At 60.5% G+C, this 24,742-nt stretch carries 20 protein-coding genes; 13 read left to right on the top strand and 7 right to left on the bottom strand.

The features are described from left to right. Positions 1–31: 31 nt before the first annotated feature. From JTJ32_RS00100 to edd, 5 genes are all read right to left on the bottom strand, one after another. The gene (locus JTJ32_RS00100) at positions 32–1,318 is read right to left on the bottom strand and encodes an ABC transporter substrate-binding protein (RefSeq protein ID WP_057409673.1); all 1,287 of its coding nucleotides are present in this window, start codon (positions 1,316–1,318) and stop codon (positions 32–34) included. Between the two features lie 129 nt (positions 1,319–1,447). After that, positions 1,448–2,854 carry an ATP-binding protein gene (locus JTJ32_RS00095; RefSeq protein WP_210041088.1) on the bottom strand — a complete coding sequence of 469 codons (1,407 nt, stop codon included), beginning with the start codon at positions 2,852–2,854 and terminating at the stop codon, positions 1,448–1,450. A gap of 61 nt (positions 2,855–2,915) precedes the next feature. Then, positions 2,916–3,653, bottom strand: coding sequence for a response regulator (locus tag JTJ32_RS00090; RefSeq protein WP_099227393.1), 738 nt, complete (start codon positions 3,651–3,653; stop codon positions 2,916–2,918). Positions 3,654–3,701: 48 nt separating this feature from the next. Next, the gene (locus tag JTJ32_RS00085; RefSeq protein WP_184318698.1) at positions 3,702–4,667 is read right to left on the bottom strand and encodes a glucokinase; all 966 of its coding nucleotides are present in this window, start codon (positions 4,665–4,667) and stop codon (positions 3,702–3,704) included. Beyond that, entirely contained in the window at positions 4,664–6,490 is a 1,827-nt protein-coding gene (gene edd, locus JTJ32_RS00080) for a phosphogluconate dehydratase (protein WP_184318695.1), read from the bottom strand. The genes JTJ32_RS00085 and edd overlap by 4 nt, the downstream gene beginning before the upstream one ends. Before the next feature lie 219 nt (positions 6,491–6,709). On the opposite strand from edd, the gene gap reads away from it, so the two are divergent. The 11 genes from gap to JTJ32_RS00025 all read left to right on the top strand — a co-directional run bounded on the left by gap (position 6,710) and on the right by JTJ32_RS00025 (position 19,805). Beyond that, on the top strand, positions 6,710–7,711 hold the full coding sequence (gene gap / locus JTJ32_RS00075) for a type I glyceraldehyde-3-phosphate dehydrogenase (protein WP_122424298.1): 1,002 nt from the start codon (positions 6,710–6,712) through the stop codon (positions 7,709–7,711). A gap of 328 nt (positions 7,712–8,039) precedes the next feature. Then, positions 8,040–8,510 (top strand): YbaN family protein, encoded by a 471-nt coding sequence (locus JTJ32_RS00070; protein ID WP_099227389.1) that lies wholly within the window; start codon positions 8,040–8,042, stop codon positions 8,508–8,510. A 58-nt stretch (positions 8,511–8,568) separates the two neighbouring features. After that, positions 8,569–8,925: a DUF5064 family protein gene (locus JTJ32_RS00065; protein ID WP_099227388.1), complete on the top strand. Its 357-nt coding sequence runs from the start codon at positions 8,569–8,571 to the stop codon at positions 8,923–8,925. 189 nt (positions 8,926–9,114) lie between these two features. Continuing rightward, positions 9,115–10,623, top strand: coding sequence for a transcriptional regulator GcsR (locus JTJ32_RS00060; RefSeq protein WP_210040309.1), 1,509 nt, complete (start codon positions 9,115–9,117; stop codon positions 10,621–10,623). A 180-nt stretch (positions 10,624–10,803) separates the two neighbouring features. After that, a complete protein-coding gene (locus JTJ32_RS00055; RefSeq protein ID WP_180274285.1) occupies positions 10,804–12,519 on the top strand; it encodes a PAS domain-containing sensor histidine kinase in 1,716 nt (571 codons plus the stop codon). Beyond that, the gene (locus JTJ32_RS00050; RefSeq protein ID WP_099227385.1) at positions 12,504–12,893 is read left to right on the top strand and encodes a response regulator; all 390 of its coding nucleotides are present in this window, start codon (positions 12,504–12,506) and stop codon (positions 12,891–12,893) included. The genes JTJ32_RS00055 and JTJ32_RS00050 overlap by 16 nt, the downstream gene beginning before the upstream one ends. A gap of 9 nt (positions 12,894–12,902) precedes the next feature. Beyond that, the gene (locus tag JTJ32_RS00045; RefSeq protein ID WP_184318688.1) at positions 12,903–15,020 is read left to right on the top strand and encodes an EAL domain-containing response regulator; all 2,118 of its coding nucleotides are present in this window, start codon (positions 12,903–12,905) and stop codon (positions 15,018–15,020) included. 71 nt (positions 15,021–15,091) lie between these two features. Then, positions 15,092–15,844 carry an efflux RND transporter periplasmic adaptor subunit gene (locus JTJ32_RS00040; RefSeq protein ID WP_210041086.1) on the top strand — a complete coding sequence of 251 codons (753 nt, stop codon included), beginning with the start codon at positions 15,092–15,094 and terminating at the stop codon, positions 15,842–15,844. Next, on the top strand, positions 15,841–17,163 hold the full coding sequence (locus JTJ32_RS00035) for an efflux RND transporter periplasmic adaptor subunit (protein ID WP_210040307.1): 1,323 nt from the start codon (positions 15,841–15,843) through the stop codon (positions 17,161–17,163). The genes JTJ32_RS00040 and JTJ32_RS00035 overlap by 4 nt, the downstream gene beginning before the upstream one ends. Beyond that, on the top strand, positions 17,163–19,259 hold the full coding sequence (locus JTJ32_RS00030) for a site-2 protease family protein (protein ID WP_184318683.1): 2,097 nt from the start codon (positions 17,163–17,165) through the stop codon (positions 19,257–19,259). The genes JTJ32_RS00035 and JTJ32_RS00030 overlap by 1 nt, the downstream gene beginning before the upstream one ends. Positions 19,260–19,286: 27 nt before the next feature. Beyond that, complete coding sequence (locus tag JTJ32_RS00025; RefSeq protein ID WP_184318680.1) at positions 19,287–19,805, top strand: GNAT family N-acetyltransferase; 519 nt, start codon at positions 19,287–19,289, stop codon at positions 19,803–19,805. Position 19,806: 1 nt separating this feature from the next. Here the strand turns inward: JTJ32_RS00025 and JTJ32_RS00020 are convergent, their stop codons facing one another. Both JTJ32_RS00020 and JTJ32_RS00015 read right to left on the bottom strand, forming a co-directional pair. Then, positions 19,807–20,118 (bottom strand): hypothetical protein, encoded by a 312-nt coding sequence (locus tag JTJ32_RS00020; protein WP_184318677.1) that lies wholly within the window; start codon positions 20,116–20,118, stop codon positions 19,807–19,809. Between the two features lie 52 nt (positions 20,119–20,170). Beyond that, a complete protein-coding gene (locus JTJ32_RS00015) occupies positions 20,171–20,761 on the bottom strand; it encodes a phage tail protein (protein ID WP_184318674.1) in 591 nt (196 codons plus the stop codon). A gap of 387 nt (positions 20,762–21,148) precedes the next feature. On the opposite strand from JTJ32_RS00015, the gene JTJ32_RS00010 reads away from it, so the two are divergent. Both JTJ32_RS00010 and JTJ32_RS00005 read left to right on the top strand, forming a co-directional pair. After that, positions 21,149–21,985, top strand: a complete 837-nt coding sequence (locus tag JTJ32_RS00010) for a sulfotransferase family protein (RefSeq protein WP_099227377.1) — start codon at positions 21,149–21,151, stop codon at positions 21,983–21,985. 139 nt (positions 21,986–22,124) lie between these two features. Further along, positions 22,125–24,742, top strand: a 2,618-nt coding sequence (locus JTJ32_RS00005; protein ID WP_210040304.1) for an Ig-like domain-containing protein, incomplete at its 3' end; no start/stop codon positions are given.

Genomic DNA, 24,742 nt, shown 5'->3' with positions numbered 1-24,742 from the left:
CCGACTGCAGCGGTACGTCAGGTTAGGCGGATTACTGGGCTGACTTGACGGCGGTGGCCAATTGCTTGGCAGTCGCGGCCGGATCGGCTGACGGGTTGTTGATGTAATTGGTGATCACATCGAAGAACGCGCCCTGGACTGCCAGCGAGGTGGCCATGTTGTGCGCCATGCTCGGTTGCAGACCGCCGGTTTTCGAATCCGCCAGGAAGTCCTTGGCTGCGGTTTGCGCGCAAGAGTCGAAGCCGTATTTGGCCATGTCGTTCAGCATGTCTTCGCGAACCGGAATCGAGCCCTTGTTGATGCTGAAGACTTTCTGGAAGTCCTCACCCATCGCAACCTTGGCCAGATCCTGCTGGGCAGCGGTTGTGCCCTTGTCCTTCTGCTTGAACACAGCCAGCGAGTCGATGTTGTAGGTGAACGCCTTGTCGGTACCCGGGAAGGCTACGCACTGGTAATCCTTGCCTGCGACTTTCTTGGCGGCGGTCCATTCACTCTTGGCCCAGTCACCCATGATCTGCATGCCGGCCTTGCCGTTGATGACCTTGGCCGCTTCCAGGTTCCAGTCCTGCCCCTTGCCGTCGGCGTCCATGTAGGTCGCGACTTTCTTGAGTTCGGTGAGCGACTTGACCATGCCTTCGCCGGTCAGCGCGTCCTTGTCGAGGTCGACCAGGGCTTTCTTGTAACCGTCTGCCCCCATGACCGACATCACCACCGCTTCGAACACGGTGCTGTCCTGCCATGGCTGGCCGCCATGAGCCAGAGGAATGAAACCGGCTTTCTTCAGCTTGTCGCCAGCGGCATAGAATTCTTCGAGGGTGGTCGGTGCTTTTTCGATACCGGCTTTCTTGAAGACTTCAGGGTTGATCCACAGCCAGTTGACGCGGTGAATGTTCACCGGCACGGCTACGTAATCACCGTCGTACTTCACGGTGTCGGAGACTTTCTTGTCCAGCAGCGAATCCCACTTTTCAGCCTTGGCGACGTCTTTCAGTGCGTCGGTGTCGAGCAGGCCGGTGGACGCCCATTCCTGAATATCCGGGCCTTTGATCTGGGCGACGCCAGGCGGGTTGCCAGCCACGGCGCGGCTCTTGAGCACGGTCATGGCAGTGGAACCACCGCCACCGGCCACGGCGCCGTCTTTCCAGGTGAAACCGTCTTTTTCAACTTGCGCTTTCAGGACATCGACCGCAGCTTTTTCGCCACCCGAAGTCCACCAGTGCACGACTTCTACAGTGCCTTTGGCATCAGCAGCGTGGGCGCTCAGCGGGAACAGGGAGGCGAGGGAGATGACAACGGCGAGGCGTGACATTGAATTCATCGAATTGACCTTTCTTGTTGTTATGCATGAGCAAGTCTGGTGCTTGCGCTTCGTTGGAGTCTAACCAAGCGAATCGCGAGGACGGTAACGAAGGGATGCGCGAATGTCACAGGATGGTGACATTCGATATCACTCTGATGTCCGCGGCAGGTACAGCGTGACACGCAACCCGCCTTCGCGAAGATTCTGCAGGCTCACCTCCCCGCCATGGCTATGGGCGATATTGCGCGCGATGCCCAGCCCCAGCCCATAGCCCTGCTGATCGCCACCCGCCAGCCGGAAATGCGGTTCGAATACATGTTCCAGCCGCTGCTCGGGCACGCCCGGCCCTTCGTCATCGACATGCAGCACGAAGGCCATCGCGTTGTCCTCGACCTTGAGGTGCGCGCGGTCGCCGTACTTGAGGGCGTTATCGATGAGATTGCCGATGCAGCGCCTGAGGGCCAACGGCTTGCCGGGATAACAGGACAGTGCCGCGCCGGTCTGAGTGACACGCCCTTCTCCATCGGGACGCAGGTAGGGTTCGACGAGACAGTCGAGCAACACGTTGAGGTCAACCTGCTCGATATTTTCATGGATGTCGGTGTCCTTGACGCACTGCAGCGCGCCCTTGACCAGCAGTTCCAGCTCATCGAGGTCGCGGCCGAACTTGTACTGCATCTGCTCGTCTTCAAGCAGCTCGACACGCAGCCGCAGACGGGTAATCGGCGTGCGCAAGTCGTGGGAAATGGCACTGAACAACTGCCCGCGTTCCGTCAGATAGCGGCTGATCCGGTTACGCATGGCGTTGAAGGCACGGCTCACTTCGACCACTTCACTGCCGCCGCCCTCTACCACCGGCTCGACATCCGCACCCAGTGACATGTCGCGTGCAGCGCGAGCCAGACGTTTGAGCGGTCGGCTTTGCCAGTGCACCAGCAGTCCGATGAACAGCAGCAGAAACGCGCTGGTCAGGCCGATGAACCACACCTGCTGAATGGGCAGGTCCTGTTCTTCAAGGGTGGTGTAAGGCTCGGGCAGCAATGAGGCGATGTAGAACCACTCGCCGGGTGCCATTTCGATCTGCGTGACCAGCACCGGTGGGTTGACCGGCTCAAGGGTCAGTGCGTAATGCGCCCAGGAACGCGGCAATTCGTCGAGCTTGAGCCCGCTGTTGAAAATCCGCAGGTCATCAGGTTTCACGAACCACACGGCAATGTCCGGATCATTGCCCAGATGCTGACGCAACACCTGGCCGACCACATCGAGCACCGCCTGCTTGCGCGGCGTGGGTTGCAGGATCTGCATGTCCAGCGGGTGATCGTTGAGCGACACCACAAAGCGCGTGCCGCCCATGCTGCGCAATTGGTCCAGCACCAGCGGGCGGTAGGCGAGTGGCAGAGAACGGAAGTAACTGACGCTGGCAGCCATCGAGTAAGCCAGGCTGCGCGCACTGGTCACCAGCCCTTCCATCTGCGTGGCGCGCAGTTGCGACAGCCAGATCACGCTGGACAGCGTCTGGGCCATCAGCACCGCCAGCAGCGTCAGCAGCAGCATTCGCCCGAGCAACGAGCGCGGTAGCGGCAGGCTGCGTTTTCTGGGGCCTGCCACAGGCGCGTTAATAACCGCTGCCTGTTTGCGCGTTGACGTTGGCGGCCAGCAGATAGCCGCTGCCGCGCACGGTACGGATCAGACGTGGTGACTTGCCGGTGTCACGCAGGCGCTGACGCAGACGACTGACGGCCATGTCGACGATGCGCTCCAACGGCATCAGCTCGCGGCCACGGGTGGCATTGCCGATGGTGTCGCGATCCAGAATCTGCTGAGGGTTATCCAGAAACAGCTTGAGCAGGGCGAAGTCGGCGCCCGACAGGATCACCTCTTCGCCATCGTTGTGAAACAGCCGGTGACTGACCATGTCCAGACGCCACTCATCGAACAGGATGACGTCGCCACCGGGACGTTCCTGACCGAACTGAGCGCGGCGCAACAACGCTTTGATCCGGGCCTGAAGTTCGCGCGGGCTGAAGGGTTTGCCCAGATAGTCATCGGCACCCAGCTCCAGCCCGATGACCCGGTCGGCCTCGTCGGAACTGGCGGTGAGCATAATGATCGGCACATGCGGCTGGCGCGGATGCTGACGTACCCAGCGGCACAGGCTGAAGCCGTCTTCGTCGGGCAGCATAACGTCCAGAATCAGCAGGTCGCTGGATGCCTCGTTGAACGCCTGACGAAAACCCGCGCCGTCGCCGACCGTGCGAACCTGAAAACCGGCACGGCTCAGGTAGGTGTCCAGCAACTCCCGAATCTCCTGGTCGTCGTCCACCAGCAGGATCGATTTACTGACTGAACTCACGTGAAGGTGTCCTCGCTGGCTGTGGGTTTTTGTTGTTATGGGCGCGGCTCAGATTTCCGAACCGAAGGCCTGTTGCAGCGCAACACCCGCGCCCATCAGGCCGGGGTATTCAGCGGTGACCAGCCAGACTGGCAACCCTTTGAAATAATCGCTCATCACGCCCTTTTCGGCGAGTGCGCGCTTGAAGCCGCTGTTCATGAAGAAGTCGGTGAAACGCGGCACCACGCCGCCAGCGATGTAAACGCCGCCCAGACCGCCCACCGTCAGCACTTGATTGCCCACCACGCGGCCCAGGAACACACAGAACTGGTCCAGCACGGCCGCAGCCACCGGGTCGCCAGCGAGTGCCGCAGTGGTGATGGCCGCCGGTGACTTGAGCTCAGGCTCGATGTCATCCAGCGCGCAACTGACCTGATACAGCAGCAACAGGCCTGCACCACTGAGCACCACTTCCGCACTGACATGCTCGTGCTCGGCCATCAGGCGCGTCCACAGCAGGGCTTCACGTGCCGTGCCGATCGGCAGGTCGACATGACCGCCCTCGCCCGGCAACGCCAACCAGCGCGTGTCGCTTTCCTTGATCAGCGTGCCGACACCCAGGCCGGTGCCCGGGCCGACCACTGCCCGTGGACGATCAGGCTTGCCTACACCGTGACAGACTGTCAGGTACTCGTCGTCCTTGAGCCGGGTCATGCCCAGCGCCATGGCGGTGAAGTCGTTGATCAGCAGCAGGTGGTCGACGCTGAGGTCTTCGCAGAACGCCTTGCGGCTCAGTTGCCAATGGCTGTTGGTGAACTGGAACAGATCGCCATCCACAGGGCCGGCAACCGCCAGGCAGACGTAACCGATATCGCCACGCTTGAGCTCGAGGTCCTGCAAGTAGACCTCGATGGCCTTTTCGGGACCGATGTAGTCAATGGTCGGGAATACCCGGACAGAATGCAGCGCATCGTCTTCCCAGATGGCAAAACGAGCATTGGTACCGCCTATATCACCGACCAGGGCCAACTTCACTTAAGCGTCTCCAGACTAGAGGTAAAGGCGCAAGCGCCCTGCTCTGCGGAGCTGAAGGCCATGCGCATGAATCCAAACAGCTCCCGACCGCAACCGACGCTGTTGTCGATCTGGCAGGTGGCGGGTTCTCTGGCGGCCAATTCTGACGCTTCGACCAGAACTTGCAACGTTCCTTTCACGCCATCGACGCGAATCACGTCACCATCGCGCACCAGCGCCAGAGGACCACCCACGTAGGCTTCCGGGCAAACGTGAATGGCCGCCGGGATCTTGCCCGAAGCGCCGGACATCCGTCCATCGGTTACCAGCGCGACCTTGAAGCCACGGTCCTGCAGCACGCCGAGGAACGGCGTCATCTTGTGCAGTTCGGGCATGCCATTGGAGCGCGGCCCCTGGAAACGCATGACGGCAACGAAGTCACGCTCCAGTTCTCCAGCCTTGAAGGCGTCGGCCAGTTCCTGCTGGTCCTGAAACACTTTGGCCGGAGCCTCGACGATCTGGTGTTCGAGCGCCACGGCGGACACCTTCATCACACCACGGCCGAGGTTGCCTTCCATGACCCGCAGGCCGCCTTCCGCCGAGAACGGACGTGATACCGGACGCAGAATGTTCTCGTCCAGGCTTTCCAGCGGGCCTTCGCGCCAGACCAGTTTGCCGTCTTCCAGAAACGGCTCCTTGGTGTAGCGGCTCAGGCCGTAACCGGCCACGGTGTTGACGTTTTCGTGCAACAGACCGGCCGCCAGCAGCTCGCGGATCAGGAACGACATGCCGCCCGCGGCCTGGAAGTGGTTGATGTCGGCCTTGCCGTTCGGGTAGACGTGGCTGAGGGTCGGCACGACTTCCGACAGATCGGCCATGTCCTGCCAGGTCAGTTTGATACCGGCTGCCATGGCGATGGCCGGCATGTGCAGGGTGTGGTTGGTCGAGCCGCCGGTAGCGTGCAGGGCAACGATGGAGTTGACCAGCGAGCGCTCGTCGACGATTTCGCCGATGGGCATGAAGCTGCCGCTCTGCTTGGTCAGGCGCGTGACCTGATACGCAGCCTCGGCGGTCAGCGCGTCACGCAGCGGGGTGTACGGGTTGACGAACGACGCACCGGGCAAGTGCATGCCCATCACTTCCATCACCAGCTGGTTGGTGTTGGCGGTGCCGTAGAACGTGCAGGTGCCGGGGCTGTGGTAGGACTTCATTTCTGAGTCCAGCAGCTCTTCGCGCGTCGCCTTGCCTTCGGCGTAGCGCTGGCGAACGTCGGCTTTCTGCTTGTTTGAAATGCCGGACACCATCGGTCCGCCCGGCACGAAAATGGTCGGCAGATGACCGAAGCGCAGCGCGCCCATCATCAGGCCCGGCACGATCTTGTCGCAGATGCCCAGCATCAGCGCGCCATCGAACATGTTGTGCGACAACGCCACGGCCGTGGACATCGCGATCACTTCGCGGCTGGCAATCGCCAGCTCCATGCCCGGCTCGCCCTGGGTCACGCCATCGCACATCGCCGGTACACCACCGGCAAACTGACCGACCGAACCAATGTCACGTAAAGCCTGTTTGATCTGATTGGGAAAGTGTTCGTAGGGCTGATGCGCGGAGAGCATCTCGTTGTAGGAGGAGACGATGGCGATGTTGGCGGCGTTCATCATCCGCAGGCTCTGCTTGTCTTCAGGGCCGCAGGCCGCGACACCGTGAGCGAAGTTGGCGCATTGGAGTTTGCCGCGCATCGGGCCTTCGCTGGCGGCGCCGCGGATCAATTGAAGATAGCGCTCGCGGGTATCACGACTGCGAGCGATCAGCCGCTCGGTTACCTCAAGAATGCGGGGATGCATGTGATGAACTCCAGGCTAACGTCTATGGTCACCCGTAAAGACGGTTCCGCTGATCGGGGCCGAATGCTGTTGCGCAAAGGCCTGGTTTCGATCAATGGGGCATGCCTTTCAGGCTTGTAGTTGTAGATAAAACAAAATATTGCCACTAAAAAGGCTTGTTTTCTATTTCTATGAGAATAATCTTGTAATTCCAACAACAAATTTATGAAGGACGGCTGTATGACTCTTCGTATCGCAATCAACGGTTTTGGCCGCATCGGCCGCAACGTCCTACGCGCACTGTATACCCAAGGTTACCGGCAGGACCTGCAGGTCGTCGCCATCAACGATCTGGGCGACAGCGAAATGAACGCGCACCTGTTGCGTTTCGACACTGTACACGGCCCGTTCAGCGGCACCGTGGAGTGTGACAAAGAGAGCCTGACGGTCAACGGCGACCGTATCGCCGTGAGCGCGATCCGCAACCCTGCGGAGCTGCCATGGAAGTCGCACAACATTGATGTGGTGTTCGAATGCACCGGTCTGTTCACCAGCCGCGACAAAGCCTCCGCCCACCTGACCGCCGGTGCGCGCAAGGTCATCATCTCCGCTCCTGCCAGCGGCGCAGATGCGACCATCGTCTATGGCGTGAACCACGACACGCTGCGCCAGTCGCACCAGATCATCTCCAGCGCCTCCTGCACCACCAACTGCCTGGCGCCGGTTGCCCAGGTGCTGCACCGTGAACTGGGTATCGAAAGCGGCCTGATGACCACCATTCATGCCTACACCAATGACCAGAACCTGATCGACGTCTACCACACCGACCCGTACCGCGCGCGCTCGGCCACACAGTCGATGATCCCCAGCAAGACCGGTGCTGCCGAAGCGGTAGGTCTGGTACTGCCGGAACTGGCAGGCAAGCTGACTGGCATGGCCGTGCGGGTTCCGGTGATCAACGTGTCGCTAGTGGACCTGACCGTTACCCTGAAACGCGAAACCACCGCCGAAGAAGTCAACGCGCTGATGAAAGAAGCCAGCCAGCATTCCAAGGTCCTGGGTTACAACACCCTGCCGCTGGTCTCCCACGACTTCAACCACAACCCGCTGTCGTCGATCTTCGACGCCAACCACACCAAGGTGAGCGGCAAACTGCTCAAGGTGCTGTCCTGGTACGACAACGAATGGGCATTCTCCAACCGCATGCTGGACAACTGCCTGGCGCTGCATAACGCCGAGTAATGCATTGCGCGTGAACGTGCCGATGCGTTGCGTCGGCATGCTGCCCGTGACGCTCCGCGTCACGCCTGGCACAGCAAATGAGCCAGGCGCTCTGGCCTGCCCCTTGCGTACATTCAACACGCAAAAATAAACCCGAATCTCCACTTGACCACCTGCGCAGATGATAAGCACTATCATTTGAACAATCTGCCGGTCGAGCACGTCTGTGTCGCCGTTTCACTTCAGCGATGCCTTTATCGACTTTGCCGACCTGGGCATTGAAACCCTCACCGAACGTTCTGCTGCAGCATGCTTACGCCGATGCGCCAGCAGCCGAAGTGGCACACGCATGAAAAAGCGCCCGGTGCTGTTAAGCTGGCCGGGCTTTTCGAACCTGCCTGTAGAGACCATGACGTATAAACCACCCGGCTCCAGACTTTCACGCTTTCTGTTTGGCATTCTTGCGTATGCCAGCCTGGGCATCGGTATTGCCGCGATTTTCATTCCGGGCCTGCCGACCACCGAGTTCATTCTGCTGGCGGCCTGGGCTGCGACCCGCAGTTCACCACGCCTGAATGCCTGGCTGGAGAACCACCGCGTGTTCGGGCCGATCCTGTACAACTGGCGCAACGGAAGGCTGGTCACCCGGCGCGCCAAGATCAGCGCTACGGTGAGCATGTTGTTCTGCGCGGTGATGATGCTGAGCCTGCTGACGCATGTCTGGTGGCTGTACCTGGCGATTGCCGGGATGGCGCTGGGCAATCTGTGGATCTGGTCGCGGCCCGAGCCGGTCAAGGCTGAGCGCTCAGGTTCCAACTGAACCGCCCCGATACGAGCAGTGTCCTACGTGGACACTCAATTTCAATGGGGCAACCTCCATGTTCGAGCCAGGCCATCTGCACATGACTCACGCGGCGTTCCAGCCATCGGATGTCGCCTACGACATTCATCTGCGTTACGAAGTGAGCCAGGATCCCAAGGAAGGAACCGGCATCCATTTCACGATGCAGGGCGAGATCGATGGCAAGACTTTCTCCGAGGAATTCGTCCTGCCCCGCGACCTGGCCTTCAACTTCGCCCATGACGCCGGACGCATCGCCCTCAAGCATGGCCTGCCCCACAGCGATTCCCTGCCGATTGCCAGGCATCCCGATTACGACCGCATGTTCGAAGACATTCGCGACAAGCTCGACGCGAAATCCGGCGAGCCGGTGAAGCCTGAGCATCTGGAGTAAGGCCTCTTCCGGGCGCGGAGCGTTCTGAGCGCCGTTACCATGCCTGAGCGCGGGAACGATCAAGTCCGCCTCGACACTGATCATGCCCATCGCTCCGCGTGGGCATGCACGCCATGACGCTGAATTTCACCAAACCCCGCGCCACAGGGCATACTGGCCACCCTCTCGTTTGCGAACCCGCACTGCCCCATGCGTATCCATGTCAGTTTCATCGACCGCGTCGGTATCACCCAGGAAGTGCTGGCGATTCTGGGTGGGCGCAATCTGAACCTGGATGCTGTGGAAATGGTGCCACCGAATGTCTACATCGACGCGCCGACCCTCAGCCATCAGATGCTCGAAGAGCTCAAGGACGCCTTGTTCAGAGTGCGAGGTGTCGAGGCAATCACAGTGGTGGACATTCTGCCCGGTCAGCGTCGCCATCTGCAGCTTGATGCACTGCTGGCAGCGATGACCGATCCGGTGCTGGCACTGGACAGCGCCGGGCATGTGCTGCTGGCCAACCCGGCGTTGATCACGCTGATCGGCCGCGAGCCTGCGGGGGAATCCATCGGTGAAATGTTCGCCGACCCCAGCCTCCAAGCTGCGTTGCTGGATAACGGCTTTCGTCTGCCGCTGCGCGAAATCACGCTCAATGGCGAAGCGCTGCTGCTCGACGCCACACCGATCACCGAAGCGGGTGCGCTGATCACGTTGTACCTGCCCAGCCGGATCGGCGAACGCCTTTCAGCGTTGCACCATGACCACGCTGAAGGCTTCGATGCGTTGCTTGGCGAGTCGGCTGCCATCCGCACGCTCAAGGCACGCGCTCAACGCATTGCAGCACTCGACGCGCCGCTGTTGATTCAGGGCGAGACCGGTACAGGCAAGGAACTGGTCGCCCGCGCCTGCCACGCCAGCAGCGCCCGACATGGCGAGCCGTTTCTGGCCCTCAACTGCGCGGCGTTGCCGGAGAATCTCGCCGAAAGCGAACTGTTCGGCTATGCCCCCGGTGCCTTCACCGGCGCCCAGCGGGGCGGCAAGCCAGGGCTGATGGAGCTGGCCAACCAGGGCACGGTATTTCTCGACGAGATCGGCGAAATGTCGCCCTACCTGCAGGCCAAGCTTCTGCGTTTTCTCAACGACGGCAGCTTTCGGCGGGTGGGCGGCGACCGCGAGGTCAAGGTCAATGTGCGCATCCTGAGCGCCACCCACCGCGACCTGGAAAAAATGGTCAGCGAAGGCACCTTCCGCGAAGACCTGTTCTACCGCCTCAACGTCCTGAATCTGGAAGTGCCGCCACTGCGCGAGCGCGGCCAGGACATTCTGCTGCTGGGGCGGTACTTCATGGAGCAGGCCTGTGCGCAGATCCAGCGTCCGGTCTGTCGTCTGGCACCCGGTACTTACCCTGCCCTGCTGGGCAATCGCTGGCCGGGTAATGTCCGGCAGCTGCAGAACGTGATCTTCCGCGCCGCAGCCATCAGTGAAGGCGCAGTGGTGGATATCAGCGATCTGGACATCGCGGGCACCGCTATTGCAGGCCAGAACACAGTCGAGGTCGACAGCCTTGAGCACGCCGTGGAGTCTTTCGAAAAGGAGCTGCTGGAAAAGCTTTACGCCGACTATCCCTCCACGCGCCAGCTGGCCACACGCTTGCACACTTCGCACACCGCCATCGCTCACCGGTTGCGCAAGTACGGCATTCCCGGCAAATCCTGAAAGCGGTGTGCCTGCACTGAGAAACGGCGGATCCGAAGCAAACCTTTGGTAGCTATTTAGTGGCAAACCGCTGATAGTCGGAATGTGACTGGCAACGCGTCATGGTGTTGCCATTCGCTCGACCGATGTTCACGATAGAGCCTGATCCTCAGGAAGGCTCACGAAGTCACGGGAGCAATGATGCAAACCCCGCCAGTAGAACCTGAGTCTCGCGACGAAAGGACCACGGAGTCACGTCGTCAGAAAAACCTGCTCAAGACAGGCGCACTGCAGGATGCGATTTTCAACAGCGCCTACTTTTCCAGCATCGCGACCGATGAACACGGCGTCATCCAGATTTTCAACGTCGGCGCCGAGCGCATGCTCGGCTATCAGTCCGAAGATGTGGTCGACAAGATCACCCCCGCCGACATCTCAGATCCCACCGAACTGATCACCCGAGCGGCGGCACTCAGCCACGAGCTCAACACCCCCATCACCCCCGGCTTCGAAGCACTGGTCTTCAAGGCTTCTCGCGGCATCGAAGACATCTACGAACTGACCTACATTCGCAAGGACGGCAGTCGACTGTCAGCCATGGTCTCGGTCACTTCATTGCGCGACAGTAACGAAACCATCATCGGTTATCTGCTGATCGGCACCGATAACACCGCGCGCAAGCAGGAAGAGCAAACCCAGGCCCTGCTCGACCAGCGGCTTCGCGATCAGCACTTCTATACCCGGTCGCTGATCGAGTCGAACATCGATGCCCTGATGATGACTGATCCGCAAGGCATCATTTCCGACGTCAACAAGCAGATGATGGCGCTGACCGGGAGAACCCGTGACGAACTGATCGGCGCGCCATGCAAGAACTTCTTCACTGACCCGGCCAGCGCCGAGGCAGCCATCAAGCGTGTGCTCAGCGAACACACCGTCAGCGACTACGAACTCACGGTGCGTGCCTACGATGGCACCGAAACCGTAGTGTCCTACAACGCCGCGACTTTCCATGACCGCGACCGCAAACTCAAGGGCGTGTTCGCCGCTGCCCGTGATGTCACCGAGCGCAAGCGCTTCGAACGCACCCTGGAAGAGAAGAACGTCGAGCTGGAACATGCCAGCCACATGAAGTCCGAATTCCTCGCCACCATGTCCCACGAACTGCGCACACCGCTCAACGCCGTCATCGGTTTTTCCGAAGCGTTGCGGGACGGCATGGTCGGCGATATGACCGACACACAGCGCAAGTACATCGGCGACATCTTCAACAGCGGCCAGCACCTGCTGTCACTGATCAACGACATTCTCGATCTGTCCAAGGTGGAGGCCGGCATGATGGAGCTGGAGCTGGAGCCGGTCGAACTGAGCGAGCTGCTGAGCAACAGCCTGCTGATCGTTCGCGAACAGGCCGCGCTACAGAGCATTCAGCTCAAACTGGAATCCGAAACCGATTTCGGCCTGATGGAACTGGACCGGCGCAAGACCAAGCAGATCGTCTATAACTTGCTGGCCAACGCGGTGAAATTCAGCTCGCCGGGCGGCTGGGTCACGCTGGCCGTACGGCAAGTGCCACGTGCGCTGGCCGGATCCATCGAGGGCGACTGGCCGACCTATGGCTTCGAGCTGCCCGCCAGCAAGCATGATCAGTTCCTTGAACTGAGGGTTAGCGACACCGGGATCGGCATTGCGCAAAGCGACATGAGCAAGCTGTTCAAGGCCTTCAGCCAGATCGACAGCAGCCTGTCGCGCAAATTCGAAGGCACCGGGCTGGGCCTGGCGATGGTCAAGCAACTGGCTGAACTGCACGGCGGCAGCGTCGCGGTCGCCAGCGTCAAGGATCTGGGCGCACGCTTTGTGGTCTGGCTGCCGATTCGTGCCCACACACCTGTGGAGGCGCCGTGGCCCAAATCCTGATCATCGAAGACAATGCGGCCAACATGCGCCTGGCCGAATTGCTGCTGACCAGCGCCGGGCATGGCGTGACCTCGGCAACCGATGCCGAGACCGGCCTCAGACTGGCGCAGGAGTGTCAGCCGCAGCTGATTCTGATGGACATTCATTTGCCCGGAATGGACGGCCTGCAAGCCACCTCACTGCTCAAGAGCGATGCCAGGACCGCGACCATTCCGGTCATTGCCCTGACCGCCATGGCCATGAAAGAGGACGAAGAAAAAATCCGTCTGGCCGGCTGTGATGCCTACATCACCAAGCCGCTGGGTTACAAGGAACTGTACCGGGTCATCGAGACCTTGCTGGAAAAGAATCCGCCCGAACGGCCAACCACCTGAGTGCTCGTCATGTCCGAAACCAACGCAACGATATTGATCGTCGATGACGACGTCCATGTACGCGATCTGCTCGAAGTGCTCCTGCAGAATCAGCATTATCGGACGCAGACGGCGGAGTCTGGCGAACAGGCGCTGGAAATGGTCGAGAAACAGGCACCTGACCTGATTCTGCTGGACATCATGATGCCAGGCATGGACGGCTACGAAGTGGCCAGTCGGCTCAAGTCCGGGAAGACCACCTCCAATATCCCAATCATCATGCTGTCGGCACTCGACGAGCGCAGCGCTCGCATTTCCGGGCTGGAAGCGGGTGCCGAGGAATACCTCAACAAACCGGTGGACAGCGGCGAGCTGTGGCTGCGCGTGCGCAACCTGTTGCGACTGAAGTCGTTCGGCGACTACATGAAGGGCCACAACCTGATCCTTGAGGATCAGTTGCAACAGCGGACCATTGACCTGGAGCGCTTTCGCTCGGTGATGGACGCATCGGACGACGCGATTTTTCTCATCAACCGCAACACCATGAGCCTGATCGAATTCAACCGGCGGGCCTGCCAGTTGCTGGGTTACACCGCCGACGAGTTGCAGCACAAGACGCCTGCAGAGCTGGGCGAGAGTTCCATGGAACAGTTGGAAGTGGTCTACGACCAGATCATCGCCGGCAAAGGCCCGAGCGAACCGCTGGAAACCCTGATCCGTGACAAGAGTGGCCGTGATGTGTCGGTCGAAATCCACCGCCAGGCCTATCAGGCGGGTGACGACTGGATCATCGTCGGCATCGTGCACGACATCACCCGGCGCAAGGAGTCCGACCAGCGCCTGTTAAAAATGGCTCACTACGACAACCTGACGGGCCTGCCCAACCGCGACCTGTTCTACACCAGCCTGCAGATGGGGCTGACCCAGGCCGCTGTCAGCCGCTGGAAGCTGGCGGTGATGACCGTCAACCTCGACGGTTTCAAGAATATCAACGAAACCTGGGGTCACGTGCTGGGCGACCAGACCCTGCTTGAAGTCAGCAAACGTCTGGCGAGTTGCCTGAATGCCAGTGACACGCTTGGCCGGGTGGACGGCGACGAATTTGCGTTGATTCTCATGATCCGCGAAGGTCAGGCCGACACCCATCAGATACTGGAACGCATCCGCACCACCTTGCGCACGCCCTTCCAGATCGAAGACCAGCGGGTGGTCATGACCGCCAGCATCGGCGTCGCGCTCTTCCCCGAGGACGGCGAGGACGCCCGCGAACTGGTGCGCCACGCCTACACGGCCATGAACAATGCCAAAAAGAAAGGGGTGGATGGCTACCGGTTTTACACCGCCCAGATGAACACCGAGGTCGCGGAGCGTCTGGACCTTGAAAACGCCCTGCGTGAGGCCGTGCAACAACGTGCTTTCGAAATCGCCTATCAGCCCAAGGTCAGCCTCGAGGACGGCAGTATCTGCGGACTTGAGGCTCTGCTGCGCTGGCCGCGCCCGAACCAACCCGGCGTCTCGCCCGGCATCTTCGTGCCCGTGCTGGAAAATCTGGCATTGATCAGTGAGGTCGGGAGCTGGATGATCGACAGCGTCTGCGCCCAGATTGCCCTGTGGCAGCGTTCAGGTCTGGGATCGTTTCAGGTAGCGGTGAACGTCTCCGGCCAGCAGATCGCCGGCAGCGGCCTGATTGCCGACATCAGTCAGTCCCTTGAGCGCCATCAGATCGATCCACGGTGGCTTGAAGTCGAGTTGACGGAAAGCTCGCTGATGGAAAACACCTCCCACACCATCGCCACGCTGCAGACACTCAAGACACTGGGCGTCAGGATTTCCATCGACGATTTCGGCACGGGTTATTCAAGTCTGGCCTACCTGCGCCGATTCCCTATCGACAAGCTGAAAATCGACATTGCCTTCATTCGTGAGGTGACCAGTAACCCACAGGACGCCGCCATCGCCCGTGCAATCATCGAGCTGGCCCACAGCCTTGATCTGAAAGTGATTGCCGAAGGTGTAGAGACGCCCGAGCAACTGGCATTTCTGACTGAAAACCACTGCGACCAGGTGCAGGGGTTTCTGTTGAGTCGGCCGCTGCCGCTTGCGGAACTGGAAGCCTACCTGCGTATGCCGGGCAGTCGACTTATGTGAAGAAAGGCGTGGAATGCCCATTCAAGGAAGGAGTCCGCTGTATGCGGTGTTTGCAAGCTGTACTGTTCGCAATGTTGAGTGTTACAGGCCTGGCGCATGGGCAGACGCCTGAAGCCATCGGCCTGATTGACGAGCCTGCGCCGGGAGCTGCACCCGCCGAGCCTTCAAGAGAAGCCCGTGGCGTATTGCGGGCGCAGAATCAGGCTGTACTCGCCAGCGAATTGCCCGGACGTATCGTTGATCTGCCGTTTCAGGAAGGTGAGTCGTTCAACAAGGGCGACGTACTGGCGCGGTTTGACTGTTCAGCCTATCAGGCCCAGTTGAATGCTGCGCAAGCGGCCAGCCGTGGCGCCAGCGAAGAACTGACCCACAATCGGCAACTGGCCTCGCTCAATTCGGTCGGCCGTTTCGAGGTCGCCCGTGCCGAGGCCAGACTGTCCGAAACCCAGGCCCAGTCAAATGTTTATCAGGTGCAGATCAAGCGATGCAGCGTGGTTGCGCCGTATGACGGACAAGTCGTAGAGCGTAAGGTCAAGCGTTATGAAAGCGTCGCCCCCGGCACGCCGATGCTGGAAATCGTCGACAACCGTACCCTGGAAATTCACTTGCTGGTGCCGTCACGCTGGATGAGCCGACTCAAGCCGGGTCAGATCTTCAGCTTTGTGCCTGACGAAACCGGCAAACCGCTGACGGCCACCGTCAAGCGGTTGGGCGCCCGGATCGATGAGGGCAGCCAGACCCTGCTGTTGGTGGCCAGTCTGCCCAAGGTGGAAGGTCTGCTGAGTGGCATGAGCGGAACGGCACATTTCGCGGAGCCCAAGTGAACGCACCGGCATCAGGCGCGGTTGAACGGGTTTTCGCGCAATTTCTGGACCTTGAGCGGCTGACCCGCGCTGCGCCGAACCTGGAACAACTGACCTACAGCCTGGCCAACGATGGCCAGAGCCTGTTCGGGTTTCGTCATGCTGCGCTGGTGATTGCAGGCAAAGTACAGGTGGTGACAGGCGTCAGCGTGATTGAGCCCAATGCGCCGTTCGTGGCCTTTGTCGAGCACGCGGTTGGCCAGTTGCTAACACTGGAACTGCTCAAACCGGCTCGCGTGGTGCAGATGGACATGCTCAGTGAATCGGTGCGTGACGACTGGAACAGCCTGTCGGCACCCCATGTGTTCTGGCTGCCGTTGCAGGATCGCAAAGGTGACGTGTTCGGCGGCCTTTGGCTGGCACGCGACACACCCTGGACCCCGGCCGAGCAGGTTTTGCTGTCTCAACTGGGCGGCACGTACAGCCATGCTTGGCTGGCACTGCAGCCCGGCAAGCCATGGCGCCTGCGCTTCAACCGCAAGCGTCAGGCGTTGCTGGTGATCCTGGTGCTGCTGTGCCTGCTGATTCCTGTGCGTCAGTCAGTGCTGGCACCGGCTGAAGTCGTGCCGCTGGGTGGACGTGTGATCGCGGCACCGCTGGATGGCGTGGTGACCGAGTTTCTGGTCAAACCCAACCAGACCGTCAAGACCGGCGATCTGCTGCTGCGTTTCGAGAACACCACCCTCAAGGCTCAGGCCGATGTGGCGGAGCGTGCGCTGAACGTAGCTGAAGCGGAACTCAAGGCCAACTCGCAGCGCGCGTTTGCCGACGCAGAGTCGAGTTCGAAGATCGATCTGCTGGCCGCTCGCGTCGAACAGAAACGTGCCGAGCGCGATTACGCGCGTGAACTGCTCAAGCGCAGTGAAGTACGAGCCGAGCGTGACGGCATTGCCGTGTTCGCCGATGCCCAGCGCTGGATCGGCAAACCGGTACAGACCGGCGAACGCCTGATGGAAATCGCCGACCCGACTCAGGCCGAGCTGCGCATCGAACTGGCGGTCGGCGATGCCATTGCGTTGCAGCCTGATGCCGAGGTGGCACTGTTTCTGGACAGCGATCCGTTGCAGCGTCATGCAGCGATTCTCGAGCGGGCCGCTTATGAAGCGCAGCCGACACCTGGCGGCCAGTTGGCCTATCGCCTGGACGCCCGCTTTGTCGAATCGTCTCCGCCCCGAATCGGTCTGCGCGGCACCGCCAAGATTTTCGGTGACCGGGCACCGCTGGCGCTTTATCTGTTGCGTCGCCCGCTGGCCGGGCTGCGTCAGAGTGTGGGTCTGTAATGAACCTGCCCGGCCTGCGAGCCGATCTGCAGCTCACCAGCGCCGCTGCGGCCCTGGACGGCTCGCCGCGCTGGACACTGGCCGATCCGGTGCGCGGTCGCTACTTCAAGCTGGGGACTCAGGCCATTCGCCTGCTGCGCCATTGGGCGCTGGGCGACGCCACGCGAGTGCTGCAAGCGGCCAACCGTGAGCCGGGGCTGCCTCTGGGCAATCCAGACGTGGAAGAACTACTACGCTTTCTACGCGGACACGACCTGATCGTCGCTCTGGACCCCGAACAGCGCGCCAGTTATGTCGCCAAGGCGTCGGCATCGCGGCAGGGTCTGTGGCAAATGCTGCTCCATCAATACCTGTTTTTCCGCATCCCGCTGTGGCGACCGGACGCGTTTCTCAACCGCATCTGGCCCTGGCTGCAACGGTTCGGCCCGAGCCTGCTGCGTTATGGCCTGCCACTGACGCTGGGCCTGGGCGTGTTTCTGGTCGCCCGCGACTGGCAGCGTTTCACCGGTACCTTCCCGCACCTGTTCAGCCTGGGCGGTGCGCTGTCGTTCGGCATCGCGCTGTTTTTCGCAAAGCTTTGCCACGAATTCGGCCATGCGTTCATGGCCAAGCGCGCCGGCTGCCGAGTGCAAAGCATGGGCGTAGCATTCATGGTGTTGCTGCCGCTGTTCTATACAGACGTCAGTGACGCCTGGCGCGTGAACGATCGTCGCGCCAGGCTGTTGATCGGCGCAGGCGGTGTGCTCGCAGAAATGGTGCTGGCCTGTATTGCGCTGCTGGCCTGGTCGCTGTTGCCCGACGGGCCGGCGCGTACCGCCGCCTTCATGCTCGCCAGCGCGACCTGGATCACCACCGTGATCGTCAACCTCAACCCGTTCATGCGCTTCGATGGCTACTTTCTGATCAGCGATTTATGGGAAGTCGACAACCTGCAAGGTCGCGCCTTCGCCCTGTGCCGCTGGCGGTTACGTGAAACGCTTTTCGGTTACGGCGAGCCCGCCCCCGAGCTCTGGTCTCCGGTCATGCAGCGCCGCTTGCTGTGGTGGGGCTATCTGTCGTGGTTGTGGCGTGCTGCGCTGTTCTTCGGAATCGCCCTTGCGGTCTATCACCTGTTTTTCAAACTGCTGGGGATTTTCCTGATGCTGGTGGAACTGGGCTGGTTCATCTTTCTGCCGATTTTCAAGGAAACCCGTCACTGGTGGGCCAACCGCGAACAGGCCTATACACCACGCGTACTGCTGAGCGCTGCGGCATTGCTGACGTTGGTGCTGCTGCTGACCGTGCCGTGGAGCAACAGCGTCGAGCTGCCGGTGATGCTGGAAGCCCGGAGCGTGACAGCAATCCATGCTCCCGCTGCTGCCCGAGTAAAGCAGGTCAATGTGCAGGACGGTCAACATGTCGAGCAAGGCGCAGTGCTGATGGAACTGGAATCGCCGGACATCGATTCACGTCAGAGCATTGTGCGGCGTGAAATCGATATCCTGCAGTTGCAGATGCGTCGCCAGGCAGGACGCAGCGAGACCGCCGCCGATGCAGGCATTCTGGAGCAGCGTCTCGCCGAAGCGGTCGCTGAATATCGCGGGCTGGCGGCCCGTCGCGAACGCCTGCTGCTGCGCGCGCCGAAAGCCGGACAAGTGCGTGATCTGATGCCGCAATTGAGCGCCGGTCGCTGGATTTCCACCAGAGATCCTGTGCTGAGAATCGTCGAGCAAGGCTCACGGATCCGCGGTTACGTGGCGGAAAATGCCTTGTGGCGTATCGCGCCCGGCGACCGGGGCCGGTTCATCGCCGACGACCCGATGCGCGAATCGCTGCCGGTCGAGTTGCAGGAAGTCGACACCAATGGCGTCGAGTATCTGGATCAGGAAGCCCTGAGTTCCGATCATCACGGCCCGATAGCCGTGCGCCGCGATGAGAACCAGCGGGCGGAGCCGGTACAGGCGCAATACGGCGTCAGGCTTCAACTCACCGACGCGGTCAGTGCCGCCCCTCAGCCACTACGCGGTGTGGCGATCATCCAGGGCCGCAGCGAATCGCTGCTGGGCGCAACCTGGAGACGGCTGGCCGCACTCGGGGTGCGCGAAAGCGGATTTTAAGCGTTACACGGACAGAGGACAGCAAGGATGAGCAATACGCCTTTTGCCAATACCGACGGACTGGTCGTGCGGCCTTCAAGCGCATCGGACGCAGCATTTCTGCAGGCGCTCTACCATTCGGCCCGGCCGGACCTGCAATTTATCGACGGTGAGCGCGAGCAGATCGAGGACGTGATCAGCCAGCAGTTCCGGGTTCAAGAGCAAGGTCTGGGCGATCACTTTCCCAACGCGATGTATTACGTGGTCGAGAAGCTCGGCACTTGCATCGGCGCACTGGTGATCGACTTCGGCCACAACGAAATTCGTGTGCTGTACCTGGCATTCATTCCCGCTGCACGTGGTAAAGGCTACGGCCGAGTCGTACTGCAAGGGGTGCAGCAGGCGGCTGAGCAAATTCGCTGTCCGGTGGCGACGGTGGTCTGGGCCAACAACCCTCACGCGCTCCGGCATTATCTGGCACTGGGGTTTCAGGTGCAGGAGCAGGACGTGGCAGCGCAGCGACTGGTGTGGTATCCGGGCCAAAACATCAAGGCCCGGACACTGTGACTCAGTTGAAGCTGATGCAGTAATACGCCAGGTTTTCGTCGCGCCCCATTGCCGGTACGCGAGACACGAACACGTCCTGCAGCAGTCCCATTTCCGGCAGCACGACTGCGCATGCCCCATCGATGAACTCGCTGGGCTCCAGAGAACTCAGAGACACATTGAATGGCAGGCGTCGGTCTTCAGCAAGGCGCGCTTGCGGCTTTTCGATGACCGATGAAACACGAACCGGCAATTGACTGCCATCGCTCAGTTGCAGCGTGCAGACACAGCCCAGCATGACTCGAAAATTATCCACGTTGACTTCATGCAGCATGAACATCTCCAGCGAAGAGTGATGAAGAGTCCTTCCCTGGACTCGGGCAAGATCAATCCCGCGGCGGGAAATAACCTTGCAGGGCAATACTGAAGTTCACGACCAGAAACGGGTTCATGCTGCTCAGCGGCTGACTGCCTCCGGCTGGCTGCATGGTCCCGCTGATGGCGGTGCTAACGCCTTTCTGAACCACAGGCGCGCTCCCTGCATCCGGTGAAAATATATTCGCGGAACTGGGACCGGTGGTCGATGCGCCGATAAAAGCGTTGGTAGTGGTCGGTGCGATGGAGGCACCGGCCACCGGAGAACTGGCCAGATTGATGGTGGTGGTGGCTGTCAGCGTACTCATCTGATGCACATGAGCAGGCATGTTGTTGATGCCTACGGTGAGCGTTTCAACGCCAGAAGCCGTTCCCATCACACGGGCAGACAGCCCTGTGCCCTGTCCCTGACAGACCGGCACCCTGCCTTGCAGATTCGGCAGCATGAAGGTCTGCTGCCCGTTACCGCCATAGGTGACACCCAGCAATGCAAACAACGCTGCATATTGATTGACGTTCATGGTCTGCCCATTGCACTGCGCCCAACCGGAAGGCGCGAAAGGGAAACCAAACGTCATGATCGAACCCATAAAAACTTCCATACGCTTCATCCTTTTACGACATGGGATACCTTCGATCCACCGGAGCATGTGCCCTTGGGTGGCAGGATAAAAGCGTAGACGCAGCCTTGTGCCATGCGAGTTTTTTGCTTCCTCAGACCTGTTCACACTTCCACTCATATGAATGGGCCGGAAATATCCGGCGGCAAAATGCCATCCATCATACAAAGTTCAGTACCGTTCATCTGATAAATGTCAAAAGTTGGATTCTTTAGCTCAATAAATCCGGGAGCCTGAGCTTTTCGCTCGATTTTGCCCCCTTTTTCGTTACTCAAGACATGCAGGATGATGTCGAAGTACTACCATATGCAGACGTTTTGATACGTTGCGCACACACTCGAAAGCACCTCCATACTTCTGGACGCACGGATGCAGAAATTCCATTTCATCGCAGGTTTGCCTCGATCAGGGTCTACCCTGCTGTCCGCCATTCTGTTGCAGAACCCGCGCTTCCACGCGGGTATGAGCAGCCCGGTTGGTTCATTGTTTTCGAGCATTCTGGGTCAGTGCAGCGCAGGCAGTGAATTCTCCTCTGTGATCAGCACCGACATGCGTCGTCGCCTGCTGCGCGGCATCTTCGATTCCTATTACGCCGACCAGTCCGCGAAGGATGTGGTGTTCGATACCAGTCGCGGATGGACCTCCAGATTACCTGCGCTGAAGGATCTGTTTCCGCAATGCAGGATGATTGCCTGCGTGCGCAACGTGGCCTGGGTGATGGACAGCATCGAGCGCCTGTATCGTGCCAATCCGTTCGAAAACACCCGGCTATTCAATGATGACGTAGAGCGCAATACGGTCTACAGCCGCGTGGAAACCCTGGCACAGCGCAACAGGCTGGTGGGTTTTGCCTGGGCGTCACTCAAGGAAGCCTATTACGGCGAACACGCAGGCTCGATTCTGCTGATCGATTACGACCTGCTGTCTCAGGCGCCGGACCGGGTCATGCGGCTGGTCTATGACTTCATCGACGAACCCTGGTTCGAACACGACTTCAACAACCTTTCCTATGACGCTCCCCAGTTCGATGACGCACTGGGCGTGTCCGGCCTGCACAAGGTCAAACCGCGCGTCGCGCTGGAGCCGAGAGCCACCATCCTGCCGCCGGATCTGTTTGAACAGTATTCAAAACTGTCGTTCTGGAATGACGGGGCTGCCAGCGCAGCCAATGTCATCCGCATGAAATCAGACGCTGCGGTCAAGTGATCGCGGCTTTATAGGTCGTAACGTTCGATCCTGGGTGAGCAGTATGTGGTGGAATAACAAAAATTCGCGGATTGCAAAGCGGGCACCTTCGAGTGCGACCTCCCCCGCTTCCCCGATGATCATGTCTCTTGAGCCCCGCATGTTGTTCGACGGCGCGGTAGCGGCGACAGTCGTGGAAGCGGCAGCTCAGCCGGACGCCCAGCCAACGCCTGACGCAGCTGCCAAAAGCGCCGAACAGGCCAGTAGTGCCAGCAATGGTGAGCATTCTCAGCCCGATGCCACGGCGGATGTCACCGCCAGACCTGCTGCAGTGCCTGGCAGCACCGTGGTGTTCGTCGACTCGCGGGTCAAGGACTCCGCCAGTCTGCTGGCAGGCGTTGCCCCTGGCGCTCAAGTGGTCGAACTGGATGCCACCAAAGACGGCCTGCAACAGATCGCCGACTATCTGGGCTCCCATCAAGGCGTCAGCTCGGTACAGATCATTGCGCACGGCAACTCGGGCGATCTTTGGCTGGGCAACAGCTATGTGTCGGCCGACAACCTCTCGCAACGCAGTGCCCTGCTGGCCGAGATCGGCAACGATATCAACACAGGCGGCGACATTCTGATCTACGCCTGCAACACCGCCGAGGGCGATCAGGGTCTAAGCTTCGTGGACTCGCTGGCTACGCTGACGGGTCGTGACATCGCCGCATCCACCAACCGCACCGGCGTGGGCGGTGACTGGGATCTGGAAATCGCGACCGGCAGTATCGAAAGTGTCAGCGCTCTTTCACGGCAGTCGATGGACGCCTACCAGTGGGGACTGGCGACCTTTACGGTCAACTCCGCCAGCAACACCGGCACCGGTACACTGCGCGATGCACTGGCCAACGCCCAGAACGGCGATATCGTGACCTTCTCGACTGGCATGACTGTCTCGCTGCAGACTCAACTGGTTGTGAACAAAAATATCACCATCGATGGCGACCTCAATAACGACGGCGTCGCAGATGTCACCCTGGATGGCCAGAACAGAACCAGCGTCATCAGGGTCACCTCAGGGACAACAGCCACGCTTGATGGCGTGATCATTACCCGAGGTGTGGCCACCACGGCGGGGGCAAACAGTGGCTCCGCCATTGCTGCGGCTGATGCGCTGGGCGGCGGTATCAATAACGCGGGCAACCTCACACTGCGTAACGTTACGGTCACCGCCAACGCCGCCTCCGGCGGTGGTGGCGGCGGCGGCGTTCTGGCTCCGACCGTGGGCGGAGGTGGCGGCGGTGGTGGCGGTATCGGAGGGCAAAATGGTGCCAGTGGCGGCGCAGCAGGTACCTATACACCCACCGCTCCCTCTGCCAACACCGGCGGCAATGGTGCCGGGTTCAATACCGTTTACATGGGCGGCAAGGGAGGTAACGCTTCCGGTGGCGGTGCGGGTGGCCTTGGTGTGTCCGGATACACAAACGGCGGCAACGGCGGCACGGCTTCCAGCGGTGGCCGGACCATTGGCGGCGGTGGCGGTGGCGCGGGCTTTGACGGCAATGGCGGCAGAGGCGGCTCTGCCGTAGGCGGCATCTATAACGCTTCCAGCGGCACTCTGGCGATTATCGGCACCTCGACCATCAGCAGTAATATTGGCGCGGCTGGCGGCGGTGGCGGTGGCGGAACGGTCGGTGGCAACGGTGGCCGCGGCATCGGCGGGATCTGGAACAAAGGTACGGTCAACATCACCGCCGGCAACAACTCAGCCATGACCGGCAACGTGGGCGGCAGCGGCGCAGGCGGGCAAGCCTACTCCGGCGGCACCAACGGTTCGTCGCCGACAGCCGTCAATAACATCCTCAATGACGGCGGTACACTGAACATCGCCTACACGGCGGATACGACGGCACCGACCGGCTCAAGCATTGTGATTGCCAACACCTCATTGAGCCCGGGCGCAACGACCACCGTTACCATTACGTTCAGCGAACCTGTCTTCGGCCTGGATATTTCCGAGATCACCGCGCCAAACGGTACGCTGACTAACCTGACAACCACCAATAACATCACCTGGACCGCCACCTTCACAGCGGGTAGCAACACTTCGGGGGGTTCGAGCGCCATCACCCTGGCAACCTCGGCCGTACAGGACGCCGCAGGCAACATCGGCACGGGCACACTGAGCTCCAATAACTACGCCGTGGTCGATAATGTGCCCCCGACAGCCACTGTCGTGGTATCAGACTCCACGCTGAGTGTTGGCGAGACTTCGCTGGTGACCATCACCTTCAGCGAAGCCGTCACCGGTTTTACCAATGCTGACCTGACGGTGGCCAACGGTACATTGACCGCAGTCAGCAGCAGCGACGGCGGTATCACCTGGACGGCGACCCTGACGCCGACCAACAACTTCACCAGCTCGGTGAATCAGATCACCCTCAATCGGGCTGGCGTTCAGGATCTGGCTGGCAACGTGGGTACTGGCACCACAGCCTCGAACAACTACGCCATCGACACTGCACGCCCGACGGCTACCGTCGTGGTTGCCGACAACGCACTGAGCGTGGGCGAGACCTCACTGGTGACCATTACCTTCAGTGAAGCGGTCAGCGGTTTCACCAACGCCGACCTGACGGTGGCCAATGGCACGCTGAGCGCGGTCAGCAGCAGTAATGGCGGCATCACCTGGACCGCGACTTACACGCCGACCAACAACATCACCAGCACCACCAACCTGATCACCCTGAACAATACCGGTGTCATCGATGCCGCAGGCAATACCGGTACAGG

Origin of the sequence: Pseudomonas alliivorans, assembly GCF_017826695.1 — a bacterium.
In the GTDB taxonomy this organism is placed as follows: Bacteria; Pseudomonadota; Gammaproteobacteria; order Pseudomonadales; family Pseudomonadaceae; genus Aquipseudomonas; species Aquipseudomonas alliivorans.
This window is presented reverse-complemented; position numbering and strand designations above follow the sequence as displayed.